This is a genomic window from Alteromonas sp. ABH2_165 (assembly GCF_056159945.1).
Genome location: NZ_JBSWWF010000001.1, coordinates 362,256 through 381,816, shown reverse-complemented (window position 1 = coordinate 381,816; position 19,561 = coordinate 362,256). Strand labels below are relative to the sequence as shown.

The following is a 19,561-nucleotide window of genomic DNA, read 5'->3' as shown; positions in this document are numbered from 1 at the left end:
AGGAGTTGAAGCACATATCGCTTGGTAAAGCATAGCACCCTTGATAATTGCCTGCGTGGCTGTTAGCGAAAGTATCGGGGAAAGGTATTGCAGATTAATTAGAGATGCACACCAGCATGATTAACTTCGCTGGCTGTGCATACTCATCAGCAGTTCAGCTTCTGCTCTGGGCAAGTCACAAGCTTGCATCACCTCTTCCACTGAAGCGCCCGACTTTACCAGTTCGGCGGCACGGGTGTATAAGCGCATTGAAGGGTCCTGTTGCTTCACTTCCCGCAACTGGTTTTCAAACTGGTCACATTGGTCGGCCAATTCACGCATGTGCTTTCCCTGCACCATGGAGCGGGTTTGCATTTCGGCAATTTGGTTTTCAAGATTTTTCACATCGTCACTGAGCATGTCGGCGCGGGATTCGCTCTCAAGATGCGTTTGTATAAGGTGAGTCAAACGCTTATTAAAATGAAAATACAGCCAGATAACGGCAACAACAGCCAGAAGCCCTGTAGCAATGGCAAGTAAGGACAAGGCCGATACATCCATATAAACGTTAATTCTCCAAAAATTGGGAAAGGAAAGAAGCTCAGGCACTGCCCGCCGGGTAACGGGCAGTGATATTGCTTAGAAGCCGCTCAGTTCGTCCCATTCGTCATCACTGAGTAACTTGTTCAGGTCGACAAGAATCAACAATTCGCCATCGCGGTTGCTCACGCCCTGAATAAACTTGGCACTCTCTTCTGTGCCTACGTTTGGCGCGCTGTCAATTTCTGAAGACTTCAAATAAACCACTTCAGCAACGCTATCAACCAGAATACCCACTACCTGTTCATCCGACTCGATAATTACGATACGGGTATTGTCTGTGGTATCAGCAGGCATCAAGCCAAAGCGGGCACGGGTATCGATAACGGTAACAACATTACCACGCAAATTAATGATACCTAGTACATAGTCTGGCGCGCCAGGTACTGGGGCAATTTCTGTATAGCGCAGTACTTCCTGTACTTGCATAACGTTGATGCCGTATGTTTCTTCACCTAAACGGTAGGTGACCCATTGAAGCACCTGATCTTTCTCAGGTGAATTATTACTTGTGGTCTTGTCATTCATTAACCTGGCTCCCCGCTAAGGCGTTTGGTCATTACTGCCTAAGCCGTTATTTAGCATTGCAATTAACTGATATACGTCGATTAACGCACACATTCTTTCTTTTACCATGCCCGCTAACCATGGACGTTTGCCACCGGCCTCACGCCATTTCACTTCGTCCTTGGTAAGAGTAACGGTATTGACCAGTTTGTCGCTGGCTAGGCCCCACAAACTGTCCCCTAACATAATAAGATACTGATAGTTTAGCGTTTCTGCGAGATTTTGATCGTATTTTTCTGGCATAACCCACATTGCAGTATCAACAACGTTTATTTTTTGTTCACGATGCAGCATCACCCCTTTAAACCACTTAGGCTTACCGATGAGCCCACCGACTTTTTCCATGCGGTGGATACCGCCTAGTGTCACTAAAGGCACCGCCAGTGTGAGACCAGCTACCTCAAAAAACAGTGCCTGGAAACGATTCTCAAGCAAATCCTGAATGGGCCGGTGAGTCACCGGCTCTTGAGGTACCACAATGGCTTCTGCAGAAGCAATGCTTTCCTCAATTTCTTCCACCACAGGCGCAGCCACGTCAACCTCTTCAACGGGCGTTGCTACCGGTTCCCGGGCCACGATGTCAGCAGTCGCCTGCTCAAGTAACCGAGCGGTGTTTGCCGTGACATCTGCCGGGTCTTCCGGACTCTGTAGTAAGCTGTCCAGATACGCCTGCATCACATCTTCACGGGCGAACGGCGTACTCTTGCTCATAGTCGACTCATAGTTCCAATTCATCTAACAGTTTAGTATAGGCGAAGACCCCTCGCGATCTCGGATAAACCACAGAGGCAGGTGTCTGTGCCTGACTCGCATCTCTGAACCGAGTATCGACGGGAATGACATCACTCCACACTTTACTGCCGTAATCGTCTTGCAATTTTTGATGTGCCTGGATGGCCGCATTTGTCCTGCGATCAAACATAGTTGGCACAATCAATGTGTCAAATTCCTTACGTAACGAACGCCCCATAATCTCTAGGGTGTGCACCATTCTGTCGAGACCTTTAAGTGCCAAAAATTCGGTTTGCACCGGCACCACCACTTTATGGCAGGCTGCCAGCGCATTCACCATCAATACACCCAATACAGGTGGGCAGTCGATCAGTACGTAATCGAACTCCTTTTCCACAGTCTGCAAGGCTTTTTTAAGAATAAGTCCCATACCATTTTGCATACCCATTTGTCGGTCCAGCGTGGCTAATGCCATAGATGCCGGAAGAATAAACAAGCTGTCTAATTTGGTGGGGCACAAACTGTCCAGTACCCTATCGGCAGATATCTCCTGATGATTAATAAAAATATCGTAAACAGAGGCACTTAGTTCTTCTGCATCGGTACCAAAGTAATAACTGAGCGACGCGTGAGGATCGGTGTCGATTAATAACACCCGTTTACCCTGTTGCGCTAGAATGCCTCCCAGCGTAACGGTGGTCGTGGTTTTTCCCACTCCTCCCTTCTGGTTGGCAATCGTCCATATTTTCAACCTTCAACTCCTGCTGATTGAATTCGCTCTACATCATCTCAGAGCGGATACACGATGCAATATGTTCAATATTGATGCTCTTTTCCGCAATACCGGCTTTTGCCACAGCCTGCGGCATGCCATAAACCACGCAAGAATCTTCATCCTGAGCCCACACCTTTGCGCCTTTTTTATGCAACGCGTCACAGCCTTCGCGCCCGTCTGCTCCCATACCGGTAAGGATCACACACAGTACGTCGCCGCCGTAAATATCAACCAAACTGTTAAAGGTAATATCCACGCTGGGCTTGTAGGTATCTTTCTCGTGAGCATGCGCATCACGCAATGCAATATTTGGCAAAGAGCGGGAATCTACCACCATCTGCTTGCCCCCTGGCGCCAAATACGCACAACCAGGCCGCAGGATGTCACCTTGCTCCGCTTCTTTCACAGAGATATCACAGTTGTTGTGTAAACGCTGAGCAAACGCATTGGTAAACGTTCCGGGCATATGCTGAACCAGAACAATAGGATGAGGAAAGTTAGCAGGTAAACCTGAAAGCACTTTTTGTAATGCCACAGGCCCGCCGGTTGATGCACCAATGGCAAGGCACTTATAACGCTTGCCTGAGGCTTTAACTTGAGACACCACTGGTGCGGCACTGGCACTTTCTGCCCGCCCTGTAAGCACAGACGAGCTTTTAAAAAACGTGGCTTTGGGTGCATTGGCAGGCATCGGAGGCGCAGGCTTAGGTGCTGGAGCTGCACGGGCCATTGGCGGTCGGCGTATACCCACACCGCGTCGCGCAAGTAACCTGACTTTGGTTCTCAGCAGGCTCGCAGCGTCTTTGCGATTTTTAGAGATCTCTTCAAATTTCTTCGGAAGAAAATCCAACGCACCAGCTTCCAGTGCGTCCAGGGTAGCCTGAGCACCTTCGTGAGTCAGCGATGAAAACATCAAAATTGGAATTGGACGTTTAGCCATAATCTTTTTGACCGCCGTGATGCCGTCCATTACCGGCATCTCGACGTCCATGGTCACTACATCCGGCGATAGCTTGACAAGCATATCCAGCGCTTCTTCGCCGTTACAGGCTTCACCTACAACCTGAAGTTCTCTGTCTTCATCCAGAATTTCACGGACACGGCGACGATAAAACGTTGAGTCGTCCACAACAAGGACTTTAAACGCCATAACAAGAAGTTCCTTTACTAGCAGCTATGACCGACGGGCATAGCGCTTAAGAAGACTTGGGATATCCAGAATGAGTGCAATACCACCATCAGATGTAATGGTTGCACCGGCCATGCCTGGAGTTCCTTGCAACAACGCATCCAGCGGTTTAATCACCACTTCTTCCTGACCAATTAGCGCGTCGACAACAAAACCGACCTGTTGGGTACCAATTTGTACCACAACCACATGTCCTTTTTCTTTGCTAATGTCTTTTGGTCCGCGAATTAACCATTCGCCGAGGAAGAACAATGGAATCGCTTTTGAACGAACTATCATGGTCAGTTGACCATCTACCGTATTAGTCTTTTTGATATCCATGTTGATGATTTCATTCACAGCACCCAACGGCAATGCGAAGGTTTGTTTGCCAACAACAATCATCAGGGTAGGCAGAATTGCCAACGTCAGTGGGACTTTGATTTCAAGACGGGTTCCTTTACCCATCTGAGAATCAATATTTACGGTACCATTGAGTTGGTTAATCTTGGTTTTCACCACGTCCATGCCCACACCACGACCCGAAATATCACTGATTTCGGTTTTGGTGGAGAAGCCCGGGGCAAAAATCAGGTTGAATGCTTCAACATCGGACATTCTGGCTGCCGCATCGGCATCGAGAACACCGCGACTGATTGCAATTTCTTTCAGTTTTTCAGGGTCCATGCCCTTACCATCATCATCGATAGTAAGCAGAATGTGATCACCCTCTTGCGACGCTGATAGCTTAACCGTACCCATGCGCGGTTTTCCGGCATTTGCCCTGTCATCTGGCATTTCAATACCGTGGTCCACGGAATTTCTAACTAAGTGAACCAACGGATCGGCCAGTGCCTCAACCAGGTTTTTATCCAGGTCGGTATCTTCACCCTCAAGCTCAAGGGTAATTTCCTTTTTCAAGCTGCGGGCGAGGTCACGTACAACCCGAGGGAAACGACCGAAAACCTTCTTGATGGGCTGCATGCGGGTTTTCATTACCGCGCCTTGTAAGTCACCCGTTACAACGTCGAGGTTGGCAATGGCCTTCGACATGTCTTCATCGTTTGTGGTGATGCCAAGGCTAAGTAAGCGGTTTCGCACCAACACCAACTCGCCCACCATATTCATTATCTGATCGAGGCGTTTGGTATCAACCCGTACAGTGGTTTCAGCTTGCGGTGCCTTCTCTTCTTTCTTGGCTGGCGCGGCTTTAGCAGCAGGCGCAGGTTTACTGGCCGCTGCCGGTTTAGCAGGTGTCGCAGGCTTCGCCGGTTCCGCCGGTTTGGCGGCCGGAGGCGGTGTAGCTGCCTTAGGCGGCTCTGCTGCCTTAGGCGGCTCTGCTGCCTTACTCTGTTCTGCTTTCGCGGCCTGAACTGCTTTGGTCGCAGTATTGTCTACTTCGACGCCACCTGCAGGCCCTTGACCTTTACCATGCAATTGATCAAGTAAGGCTTCAAATTCGTCATCAGTGATTTCGTCGTCACCGCTATCTGCGGCCGGCTCAACGGGTGCGACTGCCGGTGCTGGCGCAGCATCTGATGGCCCTTTAAACTGCCCTTTGCCGTGAAGCTCATCAAGTAGAGCTTCAAATTCATCATCGGTGATATCTTCACCATCGCCACCCGCTGCAGGTGCCGCTGGCGCTGCCGGGGCCGGTGATGCTGCAGATTCAGCAGGACGACCAGGCGCACCTGAACCATGTAATTGGTCCAGCAAGGCTTCAAACTCATCTTCTGAGATATCTTCAATACCACTGTCGCCAGATGCCACAGCAGTAGCTTCGGGTGCAACAGGCGTTTCTTCAACAATGAGTTCTGGTTCTTCTTCGACAGGCGCCTCAACTACCGGCGCTGCGGCTGAAACATCGCCGAAAATATTTTCGTCTGCGGATTCAGGCTTACTGAGTTTATGGAGGGTATCGACCAGTGCTGTGTCTGCGGCCTCTAATGGTTCGCGGGCTTTAACACGTTCAAACATCTCAACAACCACATCCGTGGCTTGGAGAATAACATCCATAAGTTCAGGTGTTAGCGTGCGCTGACCGTTGCGCATCACGTCAAAGACGTTTTCTGCACCGTGACAAATCTCTACCAGTTCGGTTAGAGAAAGAAAACCAGCACCACCTTTTACAGTGTGATACCCACGGAAGATAGCGTTGAGGAGGTCAGCATCTTCCGGGTTGTTTTCCAGGTCGACCAGCTGTTCCTGTAATTGTTCAAGGATCTCACCAGCCTCAACCAGAAAGTCCTGTAGTATATCCTCATCAACTTCAAACGACATTCATTCGCTCCCCTAAAAACCAAGGCTTGATAGAAGGTCATCCACATCGTCTTGACCCTGTACTACATCGTCACGTTTTTCAGCATCAAGAATTGGGCCTTCTGCCTCAATCGCATCTGGCTTCTTGGTGGGTGTTTTATCTTTAGGCTGACCAGCTTCACCAAACACAGTCAACATATTCACCAAGCTATCTTCTACTTCTTTCACAAGATCGATTACACGTCGAATAACCTGCCCCGTGAGATCCTGATAACCTTGTGCCATCAACACTTCGGTTAACAGACTATTAAGTTTAGTCGAATCCTGAGATGCGTCTTTAAACAGGGAGTCAATTTCCAAACACAACGACTTAAACTCACCTAGCTCGATTTGACGGGTCATGAGTTTCTGCCATTCAGGCTCAATTGCGCCGATACGCTCTGCCAGAGATTCCGCAATAGGCATGCATGACTCGACAGCATCCATTGTGGTGTTGGCGGCTTTCTCTGTTTCTTCGATGACGTAATTCAGACGAGTCTGCGCATCGGGAATATCATCGTTGGCTAAGCCTGCGATGCGCTCGTCTAATTGAAATGTGTTTAATGCATCATGGAGCTGACGGGTAAGCTTGCCAACCTCGGCAAAGAGCTCCACAGATTCCTTGGCTGATACTGCCTCCAACAGAGCATTGGCGGATTCATCATCCCCTTGCTCTAGATAACTAACCAGTTGCTTCGCCTCTTCTAGCGAAATAGGGACTTTTTTAATGGGTGACATCCAGTAATCCTCTTCTCTGGCAGGTGCTGCTAAGTTAGCCTAAACGCTGAAAGATTTTGTCTAATTTCTCTTTTAGTGTAGCTGCTGTAAATGGTTTCACCACGTATCCATTTACGCCAGCTTGTGCAGCAGCAACAATTTGCTCTTTCTTCGCTTCTGCAGTCACCATGAGCACTGGTAAGTGTTTAAGTTTGTCGTCAGCACGGATAGCTCTAAGCAGATCGATCCCTTGCATTCCCGGCATGTTCCAGTCAGTCACGACAAAGTCGAAGTCGCCTTGCTGGAGCATAGGCAAAGCTGTACTACCATCGTCAGCTTCCTGAATATTGGAAAATCCAAGATCTTTAAGCAGGTTTTTTATGATTCGTCTCATCGTAGAAAAATCGTCTACCACGAGAATTTTCATGCTCTTGTCCAAAATAGCCTCCGGTGAAGGATAGTAAATCGTTATTAATATTGGTGTGCGCTATTCTTCAGCCTGCCAGGATTGCATTCGTGCTTTTAGTTTTAACATGGCTTGGCTGTGAATTTGACTGACTCTGGACTCACTCACGTCGAGCACTTCACCTATTTCACGTAGGTTCAGTTCCTCGTCATAGTACAGAGACAATACAATCGCTTCCCGCTCGGGTAATGTTGTTATAGCGTATGCCAGCGCTTTCTGAAAGGCGCCTTGCATAAGATCTTCTAACGGTGAGTCATTACCCTTACTTTGTTCTGTTGTGATCACATCTTCAGATACACCGAGATCTTCGATACCGATTAATTTTCCGGCATTGACCTCGTTAAGCATTTGATGATAATCATTAATGCTGACATTTAGCTTAGCAGCTATTTCAACATCGCGCGCATCTCTTCCTGTTTCTCTTTCAACTAAAGAGATAGCTTCTGTGATTGCGCGGCTATTCTTGTGCACTGAACGGGGAGTCCAGTCACCTTTTCGAATTTCATCCAGCATGGCACCGCGAATACGAATACCCGCAAACGTCTCAAAACTGGCGCCCTTCGAACCGTCAAAATTTTTCGCAGCTTCCAGCAATCCGATCATGCCAGACTGTATCAGGTCGTCCACAAGCACACTGGCAGGTAAACGGGCCATCAAATGATGGGCTATGCGTTTAACCAATGGTGCATGTCGCTCTACCAACTGTGCAGTGTCATTCTGTTGTCGGTAAGCTGCTGCTTTACTGTTCAACGTTGGTTTCCTACCGCTTGTTTAGCTACCAGTTGTTCGATGAAAAATTCGAGATGTCCGCCTGGCTGGGCAGGAACCGGCCAATTAGCCGCTTTGGTCGCCAATTGACTAATGGCTACGGCGGCAGGCGAGCCTGGGAAAGCATCAACGATGGCGGTCTGCTTTCTTACCGCTCGACGAATATTCTCGTCGAAGGGGACGGTAGCCACCAGTTCAAGCGCCACATCAAGGAAACGCCCAGTGACTTTTGATAATTTACTGAAAAGCTCCTGTCCTTCACGTATGTCCCGCACCATGTTGGCAACAATTTTAAACCGAAAAACACCGTGTTCCCGATTTAGAATTTTAATTAACGCATAGGCATCAGTGAGCGAGGTGGGTTCGTCGCACACCACGACCATAATATCCTGAGACGCCCGGGAGAAACTCAGCACCATATCGGAAATACCCGCTGCAGTATCGACAATGAGCACGTCGATTTGCGAGCGCAATTCACTGAACGCACGAATTAGACCTGCATGCTCGGTAGGCGACAATTCTGTCATTGCCTGCGTACCCGACGTTGCCGGTGCGATTTTGATGCCATGGGGGCCGGTTACCAGCACATCGTCGAGGGTGCATTCGCCAGACAGCACATGAGAAAGGTTCTTCTCTACTCGCAGTCCGAGCATAACATCGACGTTAGCCAGGCCAAGGTCGGCGTCGAGCACCATCACCCGTTTGCCTTGCTTTGCCATGGCGATGGCCGTATTCAGTGTGATGTTGGTTTTACCCACACCACCCTTACCGCCGGTGACGGCTATAACCTTAATGAGGCGTGATTGATTCATCTTTCGTAAGCTACTCGCTTGATCTTCGATCATACTGCCTTAACTGAATTAACTTCATGATTATGCTTAGTATGATTCAAACCGTACTTTTTATAAAGCTTTGCCGCTGCAGATACGAGAGATTTCGCATCAGCAACTTTAATATCTTCAGGCACCTGCTGGCCATCGGTCACATAACTCACCGGTAGCTGCTGCTCAACAGCAACGCTTAATACCTCACCCAAACTGTAGCACTCATCAATTTTAGTGAAGATACAGCCGTCGAGTTTAACCGAATTATACGCTGCAATAATGCGCTGCAGAGCAGGATATTGGGTATTAGCTTGCGCAACCAGGTATTTACGTACAGGTTGCATTTGACCGTTGCTAAACTGACCAAGTTGTTGAATTAATCGGCTATCTCGCTGACTAAAACCTGCTGTATCTATTAATATTAGACGTTTATGACGTAACTGAAAGAGTTGTTCAGCTAATTCTTCGCTACTTTGTGCTTTTCGGGTAGTACAGCCAATAATTTTGCCGTAAGTCGCCAGCTGTTCATAAGCTGCAATCCGATAGGTATCGATGGTGATCATCGCTACCTGCTCTGCCCCGTACTTTTGTGCATAACGTGCAGCAAGCTTTGCAACGGTAGTGGTTTTGCCCGTGCCAGTTGGACCGACCAGTGCAACAACACCGGTTTGCGTAAGAATATCGTTACCCGAAACGTTCAGACGGTTAGCCAACAGGTTCAACAAATAAATCCACGCTTCACGCTCGGTGTACTGTGAAGGCGTGTAATGTACTAACTGTTCAGCCAGCGCAACGCTTAATCCCATGCCAGTGAGGCATTGCATCAGGTAGCTGTGAACGGGTCGCTGACGCTTTTTCTTCGCTTCCATCAGGTCGGCCACCTGATATTGCAGCACATTACGTAAAGACGCCAATTCCTCTTTGATGGCATCCAGTTCACTATTGCCCTGCGCGTTACTCGAAGGTGCCTGCTGAGAAGGCGCAGCTTCGAAGTCAGGGCTCATTTGTGAAGCTGGTGCAGTGTTGTTGCGCCCGTGATTAAATACATCAGCAAAAGAAAATACATCATTGTCTTGCTGTGCAGTTTGCTGCTGTGGGCGCTGGGAATGTGGCTGAGCTTGTGCCTTAGGCTGTGATTGATATTGAGGCTGAGCAAGGTCGCGCTGGGAATGAGGCTGAACCTGGCGCGGTGCGTTTTGCTGCGTAGCAGCGTCAGCCGCTGCGTTTCGCTCGGCAGCCTGCTTTTCTAATAATGCACGGAGGTTGTCAGGACCATCATCACCAATAATTTCGCTCAGGCTCGGCGTGGCCTTTTGCTGGCCCGCGGATGCTTTGTTGTCATGGCGCGTGTTCAGGTTAAGTTTTGCCTCAGGTTCTTTATCGTAAGCAGCCACCAGCTCAATACCATCGGCCACTTTACGGTTCGACATAATGACGGCATCACTGCCCAATTCGGCTTTTACCTGGCTTAACGCTTCCCGCATATCTTTGCCAAAAAAACGTCTGATTTTCATCTCAACCTCTTCACTCACCCAGTGTCAGATTATTGACCGACAGAGCTGACAATTTTAATTTGCTTGTCGTCAGGTATTTCCTGGTACGACAACACATGCAAGCCAGCTACCGAATATTTAAGGAAGCGTGACAGCACAGGTCGCAACATACCTGACGTCAGGAGTACTGCAGGCTCGCCTTCTAGCTCTTGTTGTTGTGCGGCCTGTTGCAAGGATTGTTGGAGACGATCTGCGAGTCCTGGTTCGATACCGGCGCCATCTTCTCCCCCTGCCTGAAGAGACTGGTGCAACATCTGTTCCAACTCTGGTGCCAGAGTTATGACGGGCACTTCTTTGGCGCCTTGGCTGATTTCCTGAACGATGAGACGTTTTAGCGCAATACGCACCGCAGACACCAGTACATCTGGGTCCTGACTACGCGGGCCGTACTCAGTCAACGTCTGAACAATGGTACGCATATCTCGAATAGGCACACCTTCAAATAACAGTGTCTGCAGCACTTTCACCACGGTACTGAGTTGTAGAATGTCAGGCACCAGCCCTTCGACCAGTTTCGGACTAGACTTAGCCAGCATATCCAGTAGTTGCTGAGTTTCTTCATGGCCGAGAAGTTGATAAGCATTGTTACTCAGCAGCTGGCTTAGATGCGTTGCCACTACGGTAGCAGCGTCAACAACGGTATAACCGAGTGTTTGTGCATGTTCACGCTGATTTGGTCTAATCCACACTGCGTCTAAACCGAAGGCAGGATCTTTGGTTGCGCGCCCTTCGAGTTTACCGAATACCTGGCCAGGATTAATGGCGAGTTCTTCATCGTGACTGATTTGCGCATCGCCAATGGTGACACCCAACATCGCAATGGTATAAGCATTGGGGTCGAGATCCAGGTTATCGCGAATGTGTACCGGCGGTACCAGAAAGCCAAGTTCCTGAGAGAGCTTTTTACGTACGCCCTTGATTCGGGTGAGCAGTTCGCCGCCCTGGGATTTATCGACTAACGGAATAAGCCGGTAGCCCACTTCCAGTCCGATAGTATCGACCTGCTGTACGTCGTCCCAACCGAGTTCTTTAGCCTCTGGAACCGGATGATCGACACCCGCCTCTGTCTTCGCTGGAACTTTTGGTTTTTCGGCTTCTTTCTTCGCCTGCACACCTTGCCAGTAGGCATAGCCACCCGCTATGGCAGAAAAGCCCAGAAATGCGATATGCGGCATACCTGGCACAATGCCCATGACAAACAGCACCGCAGAGGCAATATACAGCGCCTGGGGGTTGCCCAATTGGGTACGGATTTCTTTACCCATCTCCTGGGTTTCGTTTTCACGAGTCACAATAATGGCGGTGGCCACTGAAAGCAGCAGAGAAGGTATTTGTGCTACCAGGCCATCACCGATAGTCAAAATGGTATACACCTCCATGGCATCGCCAAACGCGAGGTCGTGCTGAATCATGCCGATAAATAATCCACCTACGATGTTAATCAGCATGATGAATAAGCCAGCAACCGCATCACCTTTTACAAATTTAGACGCACCGTCCATAGAACCATAAAAGTCGGCCTCGGCGGTGATTTCCTCACGACGTTTACGGGCCTGATCCTGGTCGATATAGCCAGCATTCAAATCGGCGTCAATGGCCATTTGTTTACCGGGCATGGCATCAAGGGTAAAGCGGGCGCTCACTTCTGAGATTCGACCTGCACCCGCGGTAACCACTTTGAAGTTAATGATCAGAAGAATAGCGAATACGACAACCCCCACTGCATAGTTACCGCCAATAACCACCGCACCAAACGCTTCGATCACTTTTCCCGCAGCATCGCCACCTTCATGGCCGTACAGCAGAACAACCCGTGTAGATGCCACATTAAGCGCAAGCCTTAATACCGTAGCAATAAGCAAAACCAGCGGAAAAATACCAAAATCCACCGGCTTTTGGGTGAACACGGCAACGAGGATGATCACCAGACTCAACGCAATATTAAAGCTGAACAGCACATCGAGTAGAAATGGCGGCATGGGAAGAATAACCATGCCCATAATCGCCAGTAATACGACAGGCGCACCCAGACCACTGGTGATATTTTGAAACTGGTTCTTGTCGAACCGCTGCAGGTAGGCGGATAACTGCATAATAATTGCTCTCGCTAACAGAAAATTGACACTTCAATTGCGTCTGTAGTGAGTATTTCAACTACTGTGCCAGTTTGAAAATGTTTACTAATGCGCGCCTGTTTCGAGTTTTTGAACTATAGTTAATGTGGATAAGATTTGTTCAGGACATTGTGTGCCGGAATACCAGTTAAAACAGCGACGTATTGCATCTATTGGCACTTTTCTTCATGTTGTCACGGCAATCAGTCTGATATTGATGTCTTATTCTACTCATGCTGCATCGGCACAAGTTTCTGCTCCCAATGATGAGGTTATCCGCGTCATAAAATCTTTTCATCAGAATCCGAAGGAGACCGTTTTAGGCCTCGAAGAGATGCTTGATGATGTGCAACCTGAATATACGCCAGCCACCATTCAATATCTGCTGTCATACTTTTATATGAAGCTGGGGGATTTTGAGCGCTCAGAGTCGCTGTTGGAGCTGGGACTTACCAATGTAAATCAAATCAATGAGCCACTGCTCTATCACCGTTTGTTGCTGCAAAAATCGTTACTTTATGAAAAAACAGCACGTCAGGTACTGGCATTGCAGTATGTTGCTATCGTTAACGAGTGGGCGCAAGAGAATAACATCATCCAGTTACATATTGGTGCATTGATGACGGAGGGATTGATTCAGCAATCATTGCAAAATCGCGAGTCGGCACTGACCAAGCTCATTGTTGCGCACAGGATTGCCTCGGAAAATGTCACGCAAATTCCGCCTGCTCACATAGCAGGCCTTATCGCAACGGTGTTTCAGGAAGCTGAGCAGTACGACAATGCTGTCCCCTATTTGAAGGAGGCGCTTGATTTTGCCATCACGAAAAACAACCGGATCAATCAGCTAAACCTTTTACATAAACTGGCTTTATCTCACTTCGCAACGAACAACGAGACCGCTGGACGGCAATACTTTGATAAAGCAATGACAATTGCTCAGGAATTGCCAGATAAAAATGCGCAAGTGAAATTACAACTGCTCGATGCTGATAGATTAATGAAAAAGAAAGCCTTTGCAGAAGCCTTGGACGTATACCAAAATTTGGTGTTGATCCAGGGCACTCTGCCCCATGAACAGTATCGCGGTGACATTTTAAGGGGCTTATCAAAAGCCCATTATCACACCGGTAACTTCGAGGCTGCGCTTGACACTCTTACCGGTGCAGAGCCTCTTTTCGCCTCAACCACACCGAAAGAAATGATTGAATTTCGATTGCTGGAATCGAGAATTCAGGCGGCATTAGGCAATTACAGCCAGGCTTATCAATTACTTGATGACGCACGCAGAAAACAGATAAAACGCTTGAACGAAATCAGTGCAGACAAGCTGTTTAAACTGCAAACTCTCTTCGACGTCAATAAGAAAAATCAGGAAAATGCTGCTCTCAGATCAGTAACGAAAGCGCAGGAGTTGCGGATAAAAACAGAGCGTCAGCGAGGATTTTTTATGATTTCAGCGCTGATTTTACTCTCAATCCTTTGCGTAGTACTTGTTATTTTGCAGAAAAAGCGCGCCAGGTATCAGTATAAGTTGGAACAAATTGCGATGACTGACAGCCTCACTTCTCTGCTTAACCGTCAGCATACCTTAAAACTATTGGAGGAACAGGCAGGTATTGCAGAGGTTACCGGAAAAAAACTTACTGTCGCTTTACTCGATATTGATTTATTTAAACAGGTGAACGACAACTTTGGTCACGCCGCAGGTGATGAGGTTTTACGCAAGTTTGGTGCTCTGGTTAGAGACAATTTCAGAAAAAGTGATATTGCGGGCAGGATCGGCGGTGAGGAATTTTTGCTGATTTTCCCTGATACCAATGTGACGGAGGCTCGCATTGCTACAGATAAGTTTAGAGCGGCCTTGAAAGCCGCTGGTGAAAAACTTCCCTACGCATTAGACCCTCTCACCGTTTCCGGTGGGATTGGGTACATTACAGGGCCAGGAACGATGGCAGAAGAATTAGAGGCTATCGATAGAGCTCTATATCAGGCTAAGGATAAAAGCCGCGACGCTATTAATCTCGTCGATAACAACATTGCCGGATAAAAACTTTGTCTGATAATTTTCCTCGCTATTCGCTACCATACTCCAGCTTTAGCGCCGGAGTTCCGGTGGTATAGGCAGGTCTTTCTTCAGCGGTTTCGGGCGCTTACCTTTACCCGCTTTGAATGCCCGCAGTTGATAAACGTACGCCAGTACCTGAGCAACCGCCATAAACAGTTTGTGAGGGATTTCGTGATCGACTTCGGTTGAGTAGTAAATCGCCCGGGTTAGCATGGGCGAAGGCACAATGGGAACGTCGTGAGCGTCACCAATTTTTCGAATATGCATGGCTAATTCTTCGATACCTTTGGCCACTACCACTGGCGCACGGCCGCCGTTGTCATCGTATTTCAGCGCAACAGAATAGTGGGTCGGGTTGGTTACGATGACATCGGCTTCCGGTACCTGCTGCATCATTCTTCGGGCTGCGGCCTGGTATTGCAGGCGACGAATACGCCCTTTCACCATGGGATCGCCTTCAGCGTTTTTACGCTCATCCTTCACTTCCTGCTTCGACATTTTCATTTCTTTGTTGTGCTTGTACATTTGATAAGGCACATCAAGGGCGGCGATAGGGATCATGCCCAGAGTAAGAAACAAAAACGCCCATTCCAGCATATCCAGAGCGTGGAACAAGTTGTTGGGGTAAAGCTCAACGTCGAGATGAAGCGCCTCATCTTCATAATACATCAGCGTTAATAAGGCGATGGTAGCGATGACAAAAAACTTGGCGATGGCCTTGAGCAATTCAACCAAGCCGTTCATACCAAACATGCGCTTGAAACCATTCAAGGGGTTAAGTTTATTTAGCTTTGGTGCCGCCGACTGCCAGGTAAAGTTATAACCACCTAGTGCGATTGAACCGTATATTCCCGCAGCCATGGCTACAATCATGTACAGCAACACCGGCCCAGCCACTGCAGAAAACCCCTGTGCCCAGGCATTAAACATGTGAGTCATGTCGTAGGTTTCATCGCGGGACAGCGTAAACATATCTTCCATCATGCCGAAGATTGCTTTCGCAATGGTGCCGCCAAGCAATAAAAACATGATCCCACTGGCCACCAGCACCAATGCCGTAGAGAGTTCCCGCGATCGGGCGAGCTGACCTTTTTTTCGCGCGTCTTCGAGGCGTTTGCTCGTGGGGTCTTCTGTTTTATCCTGTTGATCAGCCATGACTTACCTCATCAAGTGGGACAAATCAGCAGCAACTCACACATAAACTGCTGTGCTCGCTGCCATTGTGTGGCGAAATGGGAAACAAAGTTTTCTAACGTAACCCAGATAATAATTAACCCGGTTATCTGAGCAATAGAGAAACCAATACTAAAAATATTCAGCTGTGGCGCAGCTTTGGTCATAACCCCAAAGGCCAAGTTCACAATCAGTAGCGACACGATGGGAGCTAAGGAAAGGGTTACCGCGGAAACAAACATCCAACTCGCCCACTCGGCGATGTCCCGGAACTGGGCAGCGGTCCACCAGGCTTCATCGATGGGAAAAGCATCGAAGCTGGTTGTAATCATTTGAATCATTGCCAGGTGACCATCTAAGGTCCAGAACAGCAAGGTTGCAAGAATAAGATAAAACTGACCCACGGCCGGAACATTAATACCGTTCACCGGGTCGACTATCGATGCAAAACCAAGCCCGGTCTGCATTGCCACTATCTGACCTGCCAGTACGAAGGTATTTAATACCATCATGGAAATGAAGCCGATGGCGACACCAATAATAATTTGCTGGATAACTTCAACAATAGCGCCCACCCCAACTAAGTTGTCGAATGGAACAGGTTTTATAACTGGCATAATCACTAAGGTAAGAAACAGCGCGAGCAATGTTCTCACCGTTACCGGGATCGACTGAGCACTTAGACCAATCATCGCAGCAAACAGACCACTGATGCGCATAAAAGGCAGCATCAGATCGGCCAAAAACTGATTGATGGTATTGAGATCGACGTTCACTAACGGAGCCTGCTTATCCCACAACCTGCGGGATTTGCTCAACCATATGGAAAGTAAAATCCATCAGTTGCTCCACTAACCAATTCCCACCCCAGGCCAGCGCCAACAAAGTAACGATAAGACGAGGCAAGAAACTCATGGTTTGTTCGTTGATAGAGGTTGCTGCCTGGAAAACGGCAACAATCAAACCCACAATCATGCTGGGTACGATAACCGCGGAAACCAGCAGAATTACCATAAACATCGATTCCCGCAATATTTGTACAAACACCTCTGGTGACATATTGCTCTCCTAGACGCCCATACCAAAACTGGTGGCTAGCGTACCGAAAATCAGGTTCCAGCCGTCTACCAATACAAACAACATCAACTTGAAGGGCAATGAAACGATCATCGGCGATAGCATCATCATACCCATTGCCATCAATATTGAGGCGACAACCAAATCGATGATCAAAAACGGAATGAACAACATGAAACCAATCTGAAAGGCGGTTTTTAACTCACTGGTGATAAAAGAAGGGATGAGGATAGTAAGCGGCACATCTGCAGGCTCATCATACTTCCCTTCGTCACCAGCAATGCGAACAAACGTTTCTAAGTCTTTAACTCGGGTCTGCGATAACATAAACGCCCGCATAGGCTCGGCGGCTTCTTCCAGCGCCTGACGGGAAGTCATTGCTTCGTTTAAATAGGGTTGAAGTGCGCGTTCGTTCACTTCTTCGAATACCGGCGTCATGATGAACATAGATAAAAACAAGCTCACGCCAATCAGGATTTGGTTGGAAGGCGCCTGTTGTAAGCCGATAGCCTGACGCAAGATAGACAACACCACAATGATGCGGGTAAATGAGGTCATCATCATGATGAACGCAGGGATCAGGCTTAGCGCAGACATGATAAACAATGCCTGCAGCGTCATTGAATAATCTTGCGAACCATCCGGGTTACTGGTAACGGTAACGGCGGAAATGCCCTGTTGCGCCATTACCGGTAGGCTAAACAACAGAATAGCGGGAAGCATCAGCATCAATAAGCGGCGTTTATTGTTTTTCATTGTCCGCTCCTTTTACGGCGGGGTTAATGGTGCCCGCCATGGCTTTGATCAGTTTTTGCTTAAAATCGGCACCACCGGTTTCACTGGTGTTATTGGTTTCCAGAGGCGTTTCAAGTTTGCTCAAATGGTTAATGTTGGTGGCTGTCACCCCAATGAGATGCTGCTCTTCCCCAACCTGAATTACAATAATACGCTCTCGCGTACCTGCTACCATGCTGGCAACCACTTTCATCTGACCACTACTGGCATGAGTGACATTAAACCGGCGCATCAGCCAGGCTAAAGAAAAAATAATGCCGACCACCACGAGAAGTGATCCGAAAATTGACAGTACAGAAACAGGATTGGAAAAAGATTGGGTGCCTTCGGCACGGGTTGTGAAGCTAAATAACAGGGGCAGCAGAAAGCAACCCCCTGTTTTAGAAAGCGTTTTAGCGAAGCTTTTTGATTCTCTCGATCTGACTGATAACATCCGTTAACCGAATACCAAATTTGTCGTTGACTACTACTACTTCACCATGAGCAATCAACGTGCCATTTACCAGAACATCCAGTGGTTCCCCGGCAACCCGGTCTAATTCCACCACTGACCCCTGGTTCAATTGTAGCAGGTTCCGGATACTGATTTGGCTGCGCCCCACTTCCATGGAAATGGTCACAGGAATATCCAGAATGGTATCTAGTTTCTTTTTCTCTTCCTGCGTGATGGGGGCGTCGTCGGTTAGTTCATCTAATTCGGCAACCTGAACGTCCTCGCCACCTTCACCTTCGGCCGCTTCCGCATCGGCCTGCTCGGCCATAGCCGCAGCCCAGTCGTCCATTCCGTCATTATCACTCATGACAATACCCCTTTAACTAAGATCATGACTACAGATCTTCTTCAAGTACTTGTAGCTCAGCGTCGTTATCGATAACGCGCCCACCACGGGTTAATAATTGCAGTTCCGATTTCACCGACGTAGGCCGGGCGATTTTATCGGAAATTTTCAGTGCCAACGCATCACGGGAGCGACCTAGCTTCGCGCGAAACGTCGGTAAATCTTCAATCAGCACAGTAATGTGCTCCGGCATTTCTACCGGAATAATATCACCGGGCTTAAATTCCATTATCTGTCGAAGCGGTACATCCACGTCTAGCATGTGCGTGGTAAGCGCGACCTTCACATCCAGAATTTCATCCCTAAGTGCCTTACTCCAACGTAAATCGGTATCTTCCTTATCGCTTTGAACACCGGCGTCTAACAATTCCCGAATCGGCTCTAACATAGAATACGGGAGTGAAACGTGGAAATCGCCACCGCCACCATCGAGCTCAATGTGGAAAGAACTGATCACCACCACTTCGGTTGGACTTACAATGTTAGCCATGGCCGGGTTCACTTCTGAATCGAGGTATTCAAAAGAAACATCCATAACGGGCGCCCAGGCTTCTTTGTAATCTTCGAAGATGATTTTCAGTAGCATCTGAATAATACGACGCTCTGTCGGCGTAAACTCACGGCCCTCAATTTTGGCGTGATAACGACCATCACCACCGAAAAAGTTATCTACCAGAATAAAAACCAGACGTGCTTCCATGGTGATGAGTCCGGTTCCCTTAAGTGGGCGGAATCGCACCATATTCAAACTGGTGGGTACAAACAGCGTGTGAATGTACTCACCAAATTTAATCATTTGAATACCGTTGATGGAAACTTCAGCAGACCGGCGCATCATGTTAAACAAGCTCACCCGCAAGTGCCTTGCAAAGCGCTCGTTCACAATTTCCAGCGTCGGCATCCGTCCCCGTACAATGCGATCCTGCGAGGAAAAGTCATATTCCAGCGCAGATCTGTCGGAGGGAGCGTCCGAAACTTCTTCTTCTTCGACATCATCGACGCCATGTAACAGCGCGTCGATTTCGTCTTGTGATAATAAATCGCTCAC

20 protein-coding genes are annotated in these 19,561 nt (G+C 48.3%); 1 reads left to right on the top strand and 19 read right to left on the bottom strand.

Annotated features, from left to right (window positions below; genetic code table 11):
• Nucleotides 1-120 precede the first annotated feature (120 nt).
• The 12 genes from ACXAFQ_RS01640 to flhA form a co-directional block, all read right to left on the bottom strand.
• A complete protein-coding gene (locus ACXAFQ_RS01640) occupies nt 121-540 on the bottom strand; it encodes a DUF2802 domain-containing protein (protein ID WP_474817852.1) in 420 nt (139 codons plus the stop codon).
• Between the two features lie 78 nt (nt 541-618).
• On the bottom strand, nt 619-1,107 hold the full coding sequence (locus ACXAFQ_RS01635) for a chemotaxis protein CheW (RefSeq protein WP_474817851.1): 489 nt from the start codon (nt 1,105-1,107) through the stop codon (nt 619-621).
• 15 nt (nt 1,108-1,122) lie between these two features.
• The gene (locus tag ACXAFQ_RS01630) at nt 1,123-1,857 is read right to left on the bottom strand and encodes a chemotaxis protein CheW (protein ID WP_474817850.1); all 735 of its coding nucleotides are present in this window, start codon (nt 1,855-1,857) and stop codon (nt 1,123-1,125) included.
• Between the two features lie 7 nt (nt 1,858-1,864).
• Complete coding sequence (locus ACXAFQ_RS01625; RefSeq protein WP_474817849.1) at nt 1,865-2,629, bottom strand: ParA family protein; 765 nt, start codon at nt 2,627-2,629, stop codon at nt 1,865-1,867.
• A 28-nt stretch (nt 2,630-2,657) separates the two neighbouring features.
• Entirely contained in the window at nt 2,658-3,803 is a 1,146-nt protein-coding gene (locus ACXAFQ_RS01620) for a protein-glutamate methylesterase/protein-glutamine glutaminase (RefSeq protein ID WP_474817848.1), read from the bottom strand.
• A gap of 24 nt (nt 3,804-3,827) precedes the next feature.
• Nucleotides 3,828-6,101, bottom strand: coding sequence for a chemotaxis protein CheA (locus ACXAFQ_RS01615; RefSeq protein WP_474817847.1), 2,274 nt, complete (start codon nt 6,099-6,101; stop codon nt 3,828-3,830).
• Nucleotides 6,102-6,113: 12 nt separating this feature from the next.
• On the bottom strand, nt 6,114-6,857 hold the full coding sequence (locus tag ACXAFQ_RS01610; protein ID WP_474817846.1) for a protein phosphatase CheZ: 744 nt from the start codon (nt 6,855-6,857) through the stop codon (nt 6,114-6,116).
• A gap of 34 nt (nt 6,858-6,891) precedes the next feature.
• Nucleotides 6,892-7,275, bottom strand: a complete 384-nt coding sequence (gene cheY, locus ACXAFQ_RS01605; RefSeq protein ID WP_070127020.1) for a chemotaxis response regulator CheY — start codon at nt 7,273-7,275, stop codon at nt 6,892-6,894.
• A 48-nt stretch (nt 7,276-7,323) separates the two neighbouring features.
• On the bottom strand, nt 7,324-8,052 hold the full coding sequence (locus ACXAFQ_RS01600) for an RNA polymerase sigma factor FliA (protein WP_070127021.1): 729 nt from the start codon (nt 8,050-8,052) through the stop codon (nt 7,324-7,326).
• Nucleotides 8,049-8,915, bottom strand: coding sequence for a MinD/ParA family protein (locus ACXAFQ_RS01595; RefSeq protein ID WP_070127022.1), 867 nt, complete (start codon nt 8,913-8,915; stop codon nt 8,049-8,051). Before ACXAFQ_RS01595 ends, ACXAFQ_RS01600 begins: the two co-directional genes overlap by 4 nt.
• Nucleotides 8,912-10,408: a flagellar biosynthesis protein FlhF gene (flhF, locus tag ACXAFQ_RS01590; protein ID WP_474817845.1), complete on the bottom strand. Its 1,497-nt coding sequence runs from the start codon at nt 10,406-10,408 to the stop codon at nt 8,912-8,914. The genes ACXAFQ_RS01595 and flhF overlap by 4 nt, the downstream gene beginning before the upstream one ends.
• Nucleotides 10,409-10,437: 29 nt before the next feature.
• Nucleotides 10,438-12,540 carry a flagellar biosynthesis protein FlhA gene (gene flhA / locus ACXAFQ_RS01585; RefSeq protein ID WP_474817844.1) on the bottom strand — a complete coding sequence of 701 codons (2,103 nt, stop codon included), beginning with the start codon at nt 12,538-12,540 and terminating at the stop codon, nt 10,438-10,440.
• Nucleotides 12,541-12,694: 154 nt separating this feature from the next.
• Between flhA and ACXAFQ_RS01580 the strand changes: the two genes are divergently transcribed.
• Entirely contained in the window at nt 12,695-14,611 is a 1,917-nt protein-coding gene (locus ACXAFQ_RS01580) for a diguanylate cyclase (RefSeq protein WP_474817843.1), read from the top strand.
• Nucleotides 14,612-14,659: 48 nt separating this feature from the next.
• Here the strand turns inward: ACXAFQ_RS01580 and flhB are convergent, their stop codons facing one another.
• The 7 genes from flhB to fliM form a co-directional block, all read right to left on the bottom strand.
• Entirely contained in the window at nt 14,660-15,784 is a 1,125-nt protein-coding gene (gene flhB / locus ACXAFQ_RS01575; RefSeq protein WP_474817842.1) for a flagellar biosynthesis protein FlhB, read from the bottom strand.
• A gap of 11 nt (nt 15,785-15,795) precedes the next feature.
• Nucleotides 15,796-16,578, bottom strand: a complete 783-nt coding sequence (gene fliR / locus ACXAFQ_RS01570; RefSeq protein WP_474817841.1) for a flagellar biosynthetic protein FliR — start codon at nt 16,576-16,578, stop codon at nt 15,796-15,798.
• A gap of 13 nt (nt 16,579-16,591) precedes the next feature.
• Complete coding sequence (gene fliQ / locus ACXAFQ_RS01565; RefSeq protein ID WP_070127026.1) at nt 16,592-16,861, bottom strand: flagellar biosynthesis protein FliQ; 270 nt, start codon at nt 16,859-16,861, stop codon at nt 16,592-16,594.
• 9 nt (nt 16,862-16,870) lie between these two features.
• Complete coding sequence (gene fliP, locus ACXAFQ_RS01560) at nt 16,871-17,608, bottom strand: flagellar type III secretion system pore protein FliP (protein WP_474818395.1); 738 nt, start codon at nt 17,606-17,608, stop codon at nt 16,871-16,873.
• A gap of 13 nt (nt 17,609-17,621) precedes the next feature.
• Nucleotides 17,622-17,942, bottom strand: a complete 321-nt coding sequence (fliO, locus tag ACXAFQ_RS01555; RefSeq protein ID WP_474817840.1) for a flagellar biosynthetic protein FliO — start codon at nt 17,940-17,942, stop codon at nt 17,622-17,624.
• A 124-nt stretch (nt 17,943-18,066) separates the two neighbouring features.
• The gene (fliN, locus tag ACXAFQ_RS01550; protein WP_070127028.1) at nt 18,067-18,474 is read right to left on the bottom strand and encodes a flagellar motor switch protein FliN; all 408 of its coding nucleotides are present in this window, start codon (nt 18,472-18,474) and stop codon (nt 18,067-18,069) included.
• Nucleotides 18,475-18,502: 28 nt separating this feature from the next.
• Nucleotides 18,503-19,561 carry a flagellar motor switch protein FliM gene (gene fliM, locus ACXAFQ_RS01545; RefSeq protein ID WP_070127029.1) on the bottom strand — a complete coding sequence of 353 codons (1,059 nt, stop codon included), beginning with the start codon at nt 19,559-19,561 and terminating at the stop codon, nt 18,503-18,505.

Coding starts and splice junctions, on each gene's coding strand:
- fliN (WP_070127028.1), bottom strand. CDS start 18,474: ATGAGTGATAATGACGGAATGGACGACTGGGCTGCGGCTATGGCCGAG.
- ACXAFQ_RS01595 (WP_070127022.1), bottom strand. CDS start 8,915: ATGATCGAAGATCAAGCGAGTAGCTTACGAAAGATGAATCAATCACGC.
- ACXAFQ_RS01640 (WP_474817852.1), bottom strand. CDS start 540: ATGGATGTATCGGCCTTGTCCTTACTTGCCATTGCTACAGGGCTTCTG.
- ACXAFQ_RS01630 (WP_474817850.1), bottom strand. CDS start 1,857: ATGAGCAAGAGTACGCCGTTCGCCCGTGAAGATGTGATGCAGGCGTAT.
- flhB (WP_474817842.1), bottom strand. CDS start 15,784: ATGGCTGATCAACAGGATAAAACAGAAGACCCCACGAGCAAACGCCTC.
- fliP (WP_474818395.1), bottom strand. CDS start 17,608: ATGCTGATGCTTCCCGCTATTCTGTTGTTTAGCCTACCGGTAATGGCG.
- ACXAFQ_RS01615 (WP_474817847.1), bottom strand. CDS start 6,101: ATGTCGTTTGAAGTTGATGAGGATATACTACAGGACTTTCTGGTTGAG.
- ACXAFQ_RS01635 (WP_474817851.1), bottom strand. CDS start 1,107: ATGAATGACAAGACCACAAGTAATAATTCACCTGAGAAAGATCAGGTG.
- flhA (WP_474817844.1), bottom strand. CDS start 12,540: ATGCAGTTATCCGCCTACCTGCAGCGGTTCGACAAGAACCAGTTTCAA.
- fliQ (WP_070127026.1), bottom strand. CDS start 16,861: ATGTCACCAGAGGTGTTTGTACAAATATTGCGGGAATCGATGTTTATG.
- ACXAFQ_RS01610 (WP_474817846.1), bottom strand. CDS start 6,857: ATGTCACCCATTAAAAAAGTCCCTATTTCGCTAGAAGAGGCGAAGCAA.
- flhF (WP_474817845.1), bottom strand. CDS start 10,408: ATGAAAATCAGACGTTTTTTTGGCAAAGATATGCGGGAAGCGTTAAGC.
- ACXAFQ_RS01620 (WP_474817848.1), bottom strand. CDS start 3,803: ATGGCGTTTAAAGTCCTTGTTGTGGACGACTCAACGTTTTATCGTCGC.